Raw genomic sequence first — 13,178 nt, forward strand, 5'->3', positions numbered from 1 at the left:
ACAAATTAGAATTCCATAAAGGATTCATTTATAGGATTACAGTCGTCGCTCCTGCACCACCTTCATCTAAACTAGCTAGGTCATAACTTTTAATACCTGGCAAGGTCCTTAAATAATCATGAACTCCAGACCGTAAAGCTCCCGTTCCTTTACCATGAACAATACGCACCGAATTTAATCCAGCTAGTATAGCTTGGTCAATGAATCTTCCTACTTCTACAATAGCTTCATCCACAGTTCTACCAATAATATTTAACTCAGTAGAGGCTTGTTGTTGACGAATGACCGCCATACCAGATCGTTTCCGCTGACGATTGGACATAGGTACAGGATTTTCTTTACGTAATAAGGCACTGGCTTCCTCACGAGTGGCTGCTAATAAATCCTTTTCTTTCACAGTCACTGTCAGTCCATTCATGTCAACTTGAATCCGTTTTCCTTGAATAGCCAATATAGTGCCTAAGGATTGTAAGTTATCTAGGAACACAACATCGCCCACTTTTACCTTAGTCACATCTAAAGGATCTCGTTTTTCAATAGTCCCTGTTGGAACAGCTACATTGGATACGCCTTTTCTAGCTTTAGATATAGCATCCTGACGTTTTTGCTTGTCCGTTTCATTAAAAGAACCTTTTAACTCTTTAATGATTTGTTCACTTTCAATACGAACAGATCGTTTCATATTTTGCGCTTCTTCTCGAGCTTTTTCTAAGATGACCTTTTTCTTATCTTGTAATGCTTTTTTATCACGCATCACTTGGGTACGCATACGGCGCACTTCTTCTTGTTCTTTTTTCAAAGCTCGTTCCCGTTCTTGCGTTTTTCTAAGCTCTTGATTTAAGTCACGAAGCATATCTTCCATAGCACTACGTCCATTCAGTTCCCATTGTTTGCGAGCTAAGTCCACCACATCTTGCGGTAATCCTAAGCGTGCTGCAATGCTAAGTGCATGTGAACTACCTGCTACACCAATATGTAAACGGTACGTTGGGCGTAAGGTTCTTTCATCAAACTCCACATGACCATTTTCGACACCTTCCGTTTGATACGCATAGGTTTTCAACTCATTATAATGCGTGCTCACCATCATGAGCGCTCCTTTTTTACGGAAGTATTCAATGATTGCAATTCCTAAAGCACTTCCTTCTTCTGGATCCGTACCAGACCCCAATTCATCTAGTAATACTAAATCATTTGGTCCTACCTTTTTCAGTATCCGAATTACCTGCGACATATGGGCAGAGAATGTACTCAAACTGGCTTCAATGCTTTGTTCATCTCCAATATCTGCATAGATATGGTGAAAGATTGGTAAAGCAGATCCGCTGTCAGCTGGAATACATAAGCCACTTTGGTTCATTAACGCCAACAATCCCAATGTTTTTAGAGACACTGTTTTACCACCTGTATTGGAACCTGTAATTAACAAAATACGATACTTCGTCCCTAAAGTGATGGTAGTAGGAACTACCACATTCGGAGCTAGCATAGGATGACGCGCTTGTAGTAAATTCACTTCTCGACCTTGACTGATGATGGCACGGACGGCTTTCATCCGTATGGCTAATTCTGCTTTTCCATAGACAAATTCTACATGAGATACACGTTTACATGCATCTAATAATGTGTCTGCATGAGCTCGTACCAACTCTGTTAATTCTTTGTAAATACGAAGTACTTCTTGTTCTTCTGCCAAGGTAGCTTCTTGTAATTCATTATTTAAGTCTACCAATCGCATAGGCTCAATATATAAAGTGGCACCTGTAGCAGATCTATCATGGATAAGACCAGGAAATGCTCCTCGATATTCTTGTTTTACAGGAATCACGTAACGATTATTACGCATAGTAACGATAGCTTCCTGAAAGTATTTTTGATTATCCTTATCCTGTAATATTCGCTGTAGATCATTTTTAATAGCATTCTTTGTGCGACTCATGGTCATTCGCAACTGTTGTAGTTTAGGTGTAGCGCCATCCAGTAATACACCATAGGCATCAAAAGTTCGTTCAAAGCGCTTGGTCAGCTTATCATGACTTGGCAAATCCTGTACCCACAAAGATAATAATGGGTAGAGCAAATACTTTTCTTTAAAAAAACGATGCATCCGATTATATGCCAAGATAGTGGTATGCAAGTCCCAAAGCTCTTCACGAGTCAAAATAATTTCTTTACGACTTTTCGTACAAGTTGTACGAATATCTTTCGTACCACTGATGGGTTGCTCCACTTCTTGCTCTAAGGAGCGCATAGCTTCCACGGTTTCATCTAGGGCATCTTCAATTTTTTGACGGTTGTGCATAGGTTGCAAATTCAGTGCATATTCTTTAGCTATGGCAGAGGAACACACATCTGCCAGCTTTTGCCGTATATGTTGAAAGTCTAAGACTTGTTCACTATTCATTATGATTCCCCTAATATTCCTTTAAAAAAGTGTCCCCTTGTGATATGAGTAGCTCCTTCTTTGCTCGGTGCTTTCACAGTCCCCTCTAGTAATTGATGATACATACTCACCTCGTTAGCAATCCATTTAGGACTTCGTTGTCTTCCATCAATAACCAATCGTTGTAACCCAGAACGTCGTAAGTCATCGATATAGCTTTTCATATCTAACTCACGGCTATTCATAATATGGGTACGACAGAATGGATCTGTATAAATTGGAAATAGTTCACCCTTTCTATCCTGCAAAGCATAGTCTTGTTTCGTACACACCAAAGGACAACCTCGTTTATAACCTGTACCGGCAAAACTGCTGATAGGACAATACTCAGAAATCATCAATTCTACACGGCCTTGCACAATAGCTCCAATAGGCATAATATTTTTACTTGCCATCGTATTCATTTGATGCAAGGTAGCCTCTAAGGACACATTGACAGTACTAAATCCTAAGTCATTCAGTATACCTAAGGTGTGAGAATTAAAGGTTTGCAATCCTGTATCACCTTCCACCACACCTGTATATCCCAGTTGATGTAATACTTCCAAAGCCCCCAAGAAATGCACTCGAATCCCATCTGGATTGGCTTCTACCATATGATTTACCATATCCCTAAAGGTTGTACTTTCATTATCCTTAATCACCCTTGGGGTACTAAATATAATTTCTTTGTTAGCCTCGCGACAAATCTGTACAACTTCTTCATATACAGGATATGCTACTGGAATTCTGTGTAATGGATCGCCAAACACAATACGGTCTACTGGTGTCATGACTGCCTGCTGCAGGCCTTCTAAGGAATCCACTAAGATTTCTAATTGTTTTGTATTAGATTCTAGGGCATGCGCCTGTGTAAATCCTAAGACCTGTCCCACAGTTTTTGTCATATCTCCTAATAATTCCATCCCTGTGGGCAAGTTCGCTTTACGTGCTTCCCATGATGCCACGTATTGTTCTATTAGAAATTCTTCCATAGCCTCCACAGCATGTCTACGAAGACTATTTAAGACACTGCTAGGCCACATAAAAGAACCTTCTGGAACCGTCACATGATCTAAGTCAAATAGAGTATTTCCTAAACGACCTAATTGTTCCGTAATTTTCTCCACAGAAGTAGGTTTATGATTAGCCATTTGTAATACATATTCATCAGTGACGGTTACCGTTTGACCAGAATCTAACATCATCGTCAATGACACAGTACTACCTTCTTCACCATGTAAGAACATATAGGATTTGTATTTACGAGTAAAATCTTTTAACCCCCGTTGTTTGGTGTATCCACCTTGGCTGGCACGATAGACCTTGCCTGCACTAATAGTTTCTGCAAGTGGAATGCGATATATATTACGATCAAAAGTCATATCCGCCGTCACCGTAATGTAGTGCACATCTCCCGTATGGGCGATAACTTTCAGTAAGTCGCCTTCTGCTACAGCCTCCTTAGTGCGCAAGACCAGCATACGGCCTTTTACCTGACCTTCTCCCAAGTATTTTCCTAAATGATTAGGCGCACTGATGGTCATCATAGACTTGGAACCATTATTTTCTAAATAAGCCGTAGAGAACCCACGATTAAACCCTTCTTCTAAGCGAGTAAAATCTGCCTCTGTGGCTTGTCCAGATCTATCGATGATAGTCCGATAGGTACCGATAACTTCATGCACATAGGATACCTTTTTCATGCGTCCTTCTACTTTGAATGAAGCTACGCCTGCTTCGATGAGCTCTTTCATATACGCACTATAGTTTAAGTCCTTAGGGCTCATGATATAGGTCTCTTTATCATGAGTAATTTGTTCACCATCTAAAGTAACCAATTGGTATGGCAAGCGACATGGTTGGGCACAAGACCCACGGTTGCCACTACGTCCACCAATGAAACTACTCATCAAACATTGTCCAGAGTAGGAGATACAAAGCGCTCCATGAATAAACACTTCAATTTCAGCCTTCGCATGTTCACAGATATGGCGAATTTCATCTAGGCTCAGCTCCCTAGATAGAACCACTCGTGTAAATCCTAAGCGTTCTAGAAATTGTACAGTCTCCAAATTAGTAGCCGTCATTTGTGTACTACCATGTAGCTCTAAGGTAGGCGCTACTTGACGCGCTATTCTTGCAACACCAAGATCTTGCACAATAATGCCGTCTACACCAATGCGTTCTAGTTCCCGTAGATGCTCTGCTAAGGCTTTACTTTCACGGTCACCTACCAAGATATTCACCGTTACATAGATACCCACCTGTAATATATGAGCTAATCGCAAAGCCTCTCGCAACTCATCATAGTCAAAATTTCCCGCATGAGATCGCGCATTAAAGACCTTACCGCCTAAATAAATGGCATCAGCCCCTGCTTCAAGGGCGGCCATAAAGTTTTCCATTGTCCCTGCTGGGGCTAATAATTCCATCACAACTCCTTATAATAAATCGGTCATCCCATAAGAGAGATGACCGATTGTTACATCCCGTAGGATTTACGTATTATCGTAAAGTGCAACCTTTGTCTGCTAATTTTGCTAACATCGCTTGGATTCTATCTTCAATATCAGCATCTACTAATGTACCTTCATGAGAACGGAACGACAAGGTATACGCCAAGCTACGATATCCTTCTTGGATATGTTCCCCTTCGTATACGTCAAAGATACGAACACTCTCAAGATATTCGCCGCCTTCTTGTTTCATCACTTCTAACACATCAATAGCTTGCACATCTTTTGGTGCTACAATCGCTAAGTCACGACTAGTACCAGGGAATTTAGAAATTGCTGTGAAAGAAATTCCTTTGCGGTTCACTTGTAACAATGCTTCTAAATCCATTTCAAATAAATATGCTTTACCACTAATGTCATAATGACTTGCTACTTGTGGATGTAATTCACCAAAGCGTACTATTTCAACACCCTCTACGGAGATACTAGCACTTACACCTGGATGTAAATAATACTCTTTACTTCTACTAATTGCATAATTTTCAATACCAAGATTAGCGAGTACAGATTCAATGATACCTTTTAGATCATAGAAGTCTACATTTCTAGCCGGTACATTCCATTCTTGGCGATCCCATTTGCCTAGGATAACCCCTGCTGCCATCATGCGTTCGTTTGGTAATTCTGTAAGCGGCAATGCCTTAGGTTCGTACACAGCAGCCACTTCAAAAACGGCTAAATCTAAATTCTTTTGAGCTACATTGCGTTTTGCTGTTTCTAAGACGCTAGGTACTAAAGTAGTACGCATCACCGGAAACTCTTCGGAAATTGGGTTTAGAATAGGAATCGCTTGATGTCTGCTATCTGTTTCAGGAATTAACAAATCTTGCAAACTATCTTTATGCATGAAACTAAAAGTAATAATTTCATCTAAACCAGCTTCAGCCAAAGCATGTTTTACATCATGTACTAACGCATGCATAGGAGATACTGTTCCCGTTTGGATTCGTGCCAATGGCGTAGTAGGTGCAATATTATCATAGTTGTGAATGCGTGCTACTTCTTCTGCAATATCTGGCATGCCTGTTACATCATCACGCCAAGATGGAATAGTAGCCACTAAGGCCTCACCATCAACTTTCACGTCGAAGGATAAAGTTGTTAGGATAGTGATCATCTCTTCTTCTGCAATATTAGTACCTAAATACGAATTCACAGCTTCACTCGTGAAAGACACTGTACGCACTTCTTTTGGTGCTGCATATACATCAACCACACCTTTTGCTACTACAGCACCTGGTGTAATATCCAATAACAATTGTGCTGCCCGATCTAAAGCTAGTGGTGTAACTTCGCTATTCACACCACGTTCAAAACGACCAGATGCTTCAGAGCGCAAGCCTAATGCACGAGAGGTACGACGAATAGAAGCTCCATTAAATACAGCAGCTTCCAATACAACCGTTGTTGTTTCATTGGATACTTCACTATCAGCACCACCCATGACACCAGCCACCCCTACAGGACGGTCAGTATCAGCGATAACTAGCATAGTGTTTGCTAATGTACGATCATTGCTATCCAAGGTTTGAATCACTTCTCCCTCTGTAGCTTTACGCGCTACTAAACTATGTCCATATAGATGATCATAGTCGTAAGCATGCATTGGTTGACCTAATTCCAACATTACATAGTTCGTTACGTCCACTACATTATTAATAGGACGAATACCGCAATTACGCAAACGATTTTGTAACCATAATGGAGATTTTTGAACTTTTACATTTTCAATCAAACGTCCCATGAAACGAGAGCATAACTCTGTATCAGCAATAGAAATATTCAAACGACCTTCAATGGATGGTCCCTCTTCTTGCACTGTTACCTCTGGGAATGTAGCTTCTGTTTTATCTAATACGGCAAATTCACGGCTTAAACCAACCATGGAAAAACAATCCGCACGGTTTGGCGTCAACTCAAATTCATAGACTACATCATTAAGACCTAGTACTTCTTTTACATCTTGTCCAATAGCTGTACCTTCAGGGAAGATATAAATACCAGTCGCTTCTTCTGGTAACACTACATCTGTCGATAAGCCAAATTCTGCTACAGAACAGAACATGCCTTCTGATGTTTGTCCACGAAGTTTGCCTTTTTTAATTTCTGTACCATCTGCTAAACGAGATTTATGGTACGCTACAGGAACGATTTGTCCCACTGCCACATTAGTAGCTGCTGTTACGATTTGTTTCGTAACCGGCTCACCTTCTTCTGTTAAGCATTCTACTTGGCACACTTGTAATTTATCTGCATCAGGATGTTTTGTAATTTCTACAATTTTTCCTGTATAGATTTTTTTAATACCTGTATCACAGTTGATCACTTCTTCTACTGGAATCCCAGCTTGTGTTAAGGCATCTGCAAATTCTTGAGGGTTCTCGCCAAGATTCACAGATACATAGTCTTTCATCCATTGTAAACTAGCTTTCACAGTAACCTCCTAAAATTGCGTTAAGAAACGTTTATCATTTTCATAGAATAAACGTAAATCATTAATACCATATTTCAACATTGCAATACGTTCTACGCCCATGCCGAAGGCAAAGCCTTGTACTTCATTTGGATCATAACCATTCAATTTCAATACATTAGGATGTACCATACCGCAACCAAGAATTTCTAACCACCCTGTATGAGAGCATACACGGCATCCTTCACCGTGGCACATGCAACAAGAAATATCTACTTCTGCACTTGGTTCTGTGAAAGGGAAGAAACTTGTACGGAAACGTACAGCTGTATCTTCACCAAACATGTGTTTCAAGAACAACTCCAAGGTTCCTTTCAAGTCAGAGAAGGTAATATTCTTATCGATAACAAGACCTTCCACTTGATGGAATACTGGAGAATGTGTGGCATCATAGTCCCAACGATATACTTTTCCCGGTGCAATCATGCGGATAGGTGCATTTTTTTCGCTACCTTGCAATGTCCTCGCTTGCACTGGAGATGTATGGGTACGAAGTAATACGGAATCGGTAATATAGAAAGAATCTTGCATATCACGAGCTGGATGATCTGCAGCTAAATTCAAGCATTCAAAGTTAAAATAGTCTGACTCAATTTCAGGACCTTCTTCTACAGCATAGCCCATAGACACAAAAAATTGTTCAATTTCTTCGTTGATTTTTGTTAATGGATGCAAATGGCCTTTACGAACAGGACGACCTGGTAATGTAATATCAATAGTTTCTTGTTCTAATTTAGCTGCCAATACAGCAGCTTCCATTTGTTGTTGTACTTCATCTAAAGCTTCTTCCAACGCTACACGCACTGTATTTACCAAGGCACCCATAGCAGGACGCTCTTCTGGAGATAGTTTACCCAATCCTTTTAATAAGGAGGTAACTTCTCCCTTTTTACCTAAATAGGTAACACGAATATCTTGTAATTCCTGCAAGTTCGCTGCCCCTTGAATTTGGGCGATTGCTTTCTCTTGCAATGCTTGCAATTGTTCTTTCATTGATTCCTATCCTCCAACTATTCTTCATCTAACAACGACCATGGCAATTCTGGTAATACCAAATCGTCAAGAACCATAAACGTTCCACTTCCCATATAGACAAGTTCTCCCATATCATTATACAAACGACAGGATGTAACCATTGTACTTTGACCTTTGTGTTCCACATTAGATACACCGCGGATTCTTGCATTTTTCAGCAATGATTTCACAAAATTACCATTAATTTGCGCCGTTGTCACTTGCTTTCCTAGTGTAATACAAGCCAATCCCATTAGATAATCTGATAAACTCAAATGTACCCCACCATACACATCGCCTCGCGGATTACTGTGCAATTGTTCTTCACTGTGAAAATCTAGTTCCACATGTCCTGGTGACACATTCTTAAGTGTCACATGATGTAGCACCTCAAAAGGATGTAAACTTGTATGCTCTTGAAAGTATTCTAATAATGTTCTATGTTCCATATAGCTAACCTTTCTAAGCTTATCATTTTATTATAGAGGAAAAACCACCTCATTATCAATAGATAGGCTTAGAAATCCTTGATTAAATCTAATAATCCTTGTTCATCCATCACAGGGATCCCCAATTGTTCTGCTTTTGTTAATTTACTACCTGCATCGTCACCGGCAATGACCAAAGTTGTTTTTTTACTAACAGAACCTGTTACCTTCGCTCCATGCGCTTCTAAAATTGCCCCTGCTTCAGAACGTCCCATGGAAGTAAGCTTACCAGTCAATACAATGATCTGTCCTTCCAGTTCATTGCCCGCGGCTTCTTGCACTTCTTCTTCTAACCGTACTCCCGCATGACGTAACCCTTCAATCAATTGGCGATTTCGTTCATTTCCAAAATATTCTACCAAACTTTTCGCCATGGTAGGTCCTATTTCATCAATATTAGTCAACTCATCTATGGTGGCATTCATTAAGCTATCAATGGAAGTAAAGTATTTCGCAATGGTTTGCCCTGCTTTAGCACCAATTAAACGTATACCCAGTCCAAATAACACTCGACCTAAGCCGCGTTCTTTAGAATCGTCAATCGCTTTTAGTAAGTTTTGGGCCGACTTTTTGCCCATTCGCTCTAAGGATGTAATATCCTCTTCCTTCAAATGATACAAGTCCACTACTGTTTCAATACGATGATTTGTCACTAGCGCTTCTACAATACTAGGACCTAATCCATCAATGTTCATGGCATCACGGGATGCAAAGTGAATGATACCTTCCTTCTCTACCGCTGGGCAATGTTCATTACTACAATAAATAGCCACTTCTCCTTCACGGCGCACCGTAGGAGATTCACACACCGGGCAAGCATTGGGCATTTCATAAGGCACAGAATCCGATTTTCGTTTATCTACTACCACAGAAATTACCTCTGGAATGATTTCTGCAGCTTTATGAATACGTACCGTATCACCAATACGAATATCTTTTTCTTTAATAAAGTCTTCATTGTGTAAAGTTGCCCGTGATACATTCGTTCCGGACACAAACACAGATTCTAATTCTGCAGTCGGCGTCAACACCCCTGTACGCCCTACATTGATTGTAATATCTTTGACGATGGTCTCCACTTCTTCTGGTGGGTACTTGAAGGCCGTCGCCCATTTGGGATCCTTCGCTGTGGTTCCCAATGTCTCTTGGTCTTCAAAGTCATTTACTTTTATCACCATACCATCTGTATCATAAGGCAAATTGTGACGTTCGACATCCCAGTAATGAATATGCTCCACAACCTCTGCTATGGATTGACACACTTTATAGTGAGGATTGACATGAAATTTAAAAGCTTCGAGTTGCTCTAATAATTCCTGTTGTGTATGTATGTTAGATCCTTCTGATGAACCAATCGCATAGGCAAAAAAATCTAAATTTCGGCTTGCCGTAATAGCTGGGTCTTGTTGGCGTAATGATCCTGCTGCCGCATTACGTGGATTTACAAAAGTTTGTAAGCCAGCCTCCTCTCGTTCTTCATTGATTCGTTTGAACTCCTTATGCGGCATATAGGCTTCTCCACGAATTTCAATGAAGGGAGGCGCATTGTCAATGATTAGTGGAATAGACTGAATGGTTTTTACATTAGCTGTTACATCTTCCCCTACACGACCGTCACCACGTGTGACCGCACGTACAAAGAGACCATTTTCATAATGTAGGTTAACCGCTAAGCCATCAATCTTCAATTCCACTACATATTGCGGCGCATGGCCCAACTCTTTTTCACAACGCACCCCAAATTGTTCCACTTCAGCATCATTAAATACATTACTTAAGCTTAGCATTCGTTGTCCATGTACTACTTTTTCAAAGCTACCTTCCACCTTGGCTCCCACACGTTGTGTAGGAGAGGTCGGCACAATATACTCGGGATGTGCTGTTTCTAACTCTACTAATTTTCGATATAATACATCATATTCATAGTCAGAAATAATGGGAGCATCTTTCACATAATATAAATACGCATGATGGGCTAATTCTTTTTGTAATTGTTGAATGTCTTCTTGAATACTCATTGTATGATTTCCTTATTTTTTTCGTATAGGAGCGAACTTAGCCATAATTTGTCGCAATCCCTGTGTAGGGAACTCAATTTTTAATTTTACATTGGCCCCTTCACCAACTACATCCACTACAGTTCCTTCACCCCATTTAGCATGGATAGCAGTATCTCCCACAGTCCAATCTACTACTTGTGGATTTCGAATCATAGGTTTTGTAACAGGTCGATTGGCTACAGATTGATGAAATGGTACATTTCGTTGTAATTCTTCCTTCATAGTTCGTTTTGTCCGTACTTCTTCCATGAGTTCGCTAGGAATTTCTTTCAAAAAACGAGATGGTAAATACCCTGTAGTTTTACCAAATACAGTCCGTGTAGTGGCATTGGATACATATAGCTCTTCTTCGGCTCTCGTAATCCCTACGTAGGCAATACGACGTTCTTCTTCTACTTCCTCAGGATTCATCAAGGTACGACTATGCGGAAATAATCCTTCTTCTAAACCAGCTAAGAATACCACGGGGAACTCTAGTCCCTTTGCAGCATGCAAAGTCATTAACGTCACTTTGGACTCTTCTTGTTCAAAGGAATCTACATCATTCACCAATGCTACTTGCTCAAGAAAGTCTTGTAAAGTACCTTCTGGATTTGTATCCATAAACTCTTTGGCTACCGATACCAACTCACCAATATTTTCTAACCGAGCTTGGTCTTGTGGGTCTGTACTATTCTCTAGTTCCACTACATATCCAGTCCGATCTAATACGGCCTCAATAATACCTTGTACGGAAAGCTCTGTAGCCTCGTTGACTAAGGTAAAAATTAAACCCATAAAATCTTCTAGCTTTTCTTTCGTTTTACCTTTTATAGTAGGAATTTGGTCCAATTGACTCAATGTCATAAATAGAGAGTTATTCGTTTCTCTTGCAAAATCCTGTAATTTACCGACTGTAGTTAATCCAATACTACGTTTTGGCACATTAATAATACGTTGTAAGCAGATATCATCAAATGGATTGATTAAAATACGCAAGTACGCCAAAATATCTTTGATTTCTTTACGATCGTAGAACTTAGTCCCCCCCACCATAGTGTAAGGAATACCGCGTTTGATCATAGATTCCTCAAGTACACGCGATTGGGCATTCGTGCGATATAAAATAGCCATCTCTCCATAACTACGATCATGAATTTCTTTTTGTTTTTTGATGGTATCTCCTATGAAAGCTCCTTCTTCTTGTTCGGATTGAGCTTCAAAATGACGAATTTTGGCACCTTCTCCTTTATCTGTCCACAACACTTTTTCAGGGCGCCCCTCATTGTAATCAATGACCGCATTAGCCGCCTCTAAAATTATTTTCGTAGACCGGTAGTTTTGCTCTAATTTAATAAGCTTTGCCTTAGGATAATCTTTTTCAAAGTCCAAGATATTTTGAATATCAGCACCACGCCAAGCATAGATACTTTGATCCACATCACCTACAACGCATAAATTATTCCATTTAGATGCTAATAAAGATGCTAATGTATACTGTGCATGGTTTGTATCTTGATACTCATCAATCATAATATAACGGAAACGATGACTGTACTTTTCTAGTACGGCTGGATTTTCTTGTAATAATTTAACAGCTACTAGCAATAAATCATCAAAGTCTAAAGCATTATTTTTTCGCAATTCTGCTTCATAATAATCGTACACCTTAGACACTTGTTGTGAATAAAAATCACGAGCTTCACTGCGAAAATCCTTAGCTAATTTCATTCTATTTTTTGCATCGCTAATCTGTGATTGGATAGCCCCTACAGGGTAATATTTATCATCTAAATTTAGTGCTTTAATTGCTTGTTTAATAACTGCTTGAGAATCACTAGAATCGTAGATGGAAAAGTTTTTACTATATCCCATGAAAGAATCTAGTTCAAAGCGCAAAAATTTAGCACAAAAAGAATGGAATGTACTAAGCCAAATACGGTGTGCTGTATCCCCTACTAAGGTCTCCACACGTTCTTTCATTTCTTTTGCTGCTTTATTGGTAAATGTGATGGCTAAAATTTCATAGGGGCTTACCCCTTGTGTCAACAAATAGGCGATACGATATGTTAACACTCGTGTTTTACCTGATCCAGCACCAGCCAATATAAGAAGAGGCCCTTCAGTTGCGTATACTGCCTCTTGTTGCTCTTTATTTAAACCGTCAAATATCATAATACCTCTCTTGCATATAACAAGGGTGCGCTGTGTTTCACTACAACG

At 39.9% G+C, this 13,178-nt stretch carries 7 protein-coding genes; all 7 read right to left on the reverse strand.

Going from position 1 to position 13,178, the window contains the following annotated elements; all coding sequences use genetic code 11:
• Nucleotides 1-28: 28 nt before the first annotated feature.
• The 7 genes from HMPREF3032_RS05825 to pcrA all read right to left on the reverse strand — a co-directional run bounded on the left by HMPREF3032_RS05825 (nucleotide 29) and on the right by pcrA (nucleotide 13,130).
• Nucleotides 29-2,404, reverse strand: a complete 2,376-nt coding sequence (locus HMPREF3032_RS05825) for an endonuclease MutS2 (RefSeq protein WP_062402952.1) — start codon at nucleotides 2,402-2,404, stop codon at nucleotides 29-31.
• Nucleotides 2,404-4,857: a U32 family peptidase gene (locus HMPREF3032_RS05830; RefSeq protein ID WP_062402955.1), complete on the reverse strand. Its 2,454-nt coding sequence runs from the start codon at nucleotides 4,855-4,857 to the stop codon at nucleotides 2,404-2,406. The genes HMPREF3032_RS05825 and HMPREF3032_RS05830 overlap by 1 nt, the downstream gene beginning before the upstream one ends.
• Before the next feature lie 73 nt (nucleotides 4,858-4,930).
• Entirely contained in the window at nucleotides 4,931-7,375 is a 2,445-nt protein-coding gene (gene pheT / locus HMPREF3032_RS05835; RefSeq protein WP_062402959.1) for a phenylalanine--tRNA ligase subunit beta, read from the reverse strand.
• Between the two features lie 9 nt (nucleotides 7,376-7,384).
• Nucleotides 7,385-8,407, reverse strand: a complete 1,023-nt coding sequence (gene pheS / locus HMPREF3032_RS05840; RefSeq protein WP_062402962.1) for a phenylalanine--tRNA ligase subunit alpha — start codon at nucleotides 8,405-8,407, stop codon at nucleotides 7,385-7,387.
• A 17-nt stretch (nucleotides 8,408-8,424) separates the two neighbouring features.
• The gene (locus HMPREF3032_RS05845; RefSeq protein WP_062402965.1) at nucleotides 8,425-8,877 is read right to left on the reverse strand and encodes a PaaI family thioesterase; all 453 of its coding nucleotides are present in this window, start codon (nucleotides 8,875-8,877) and stop codon (nucleotides 8,425-8,427) included.
• A gap of 68 nt (nucleotides 8,878-8,945) precedes the next feature.
• On the reverse strand, nucleotides 8,946-10,934 hold the full coding sequence (gene ligA / locus HMPREF3032_RS05850; RefSeq protein WP_062402967.1) for an NAD-dependent DNA ligase LigA: 1,989 nt from the start codon (nucleotides 10,932-10,934) through the stop codon (nucleotides 8,946-8,948).
• Nucleotides 10,935-10,946: 12 nt separating this feature from the next.
• A complete protein-coding gene (gene pcrA / locus HMPREF3032_RS05855; protein WP_062402970.1) occupies nucleotides 10,947-13,130 on the reverse strand; it encodes a DNA helicase PcrA in 2,184 nt (727 codons plus the stop codon).
• Between the last annotated feature and the right edge of the window lie 48 nt (nucleotides 13,131-13,178).

It is taken from the genome of Veillonella sp. DNF00869 (genome assembly GCF_001553345.1).
GTDB lineage: Bacteria > Bacillota > Negativicutes > Veillonellales > Veillonellaceae > F0422.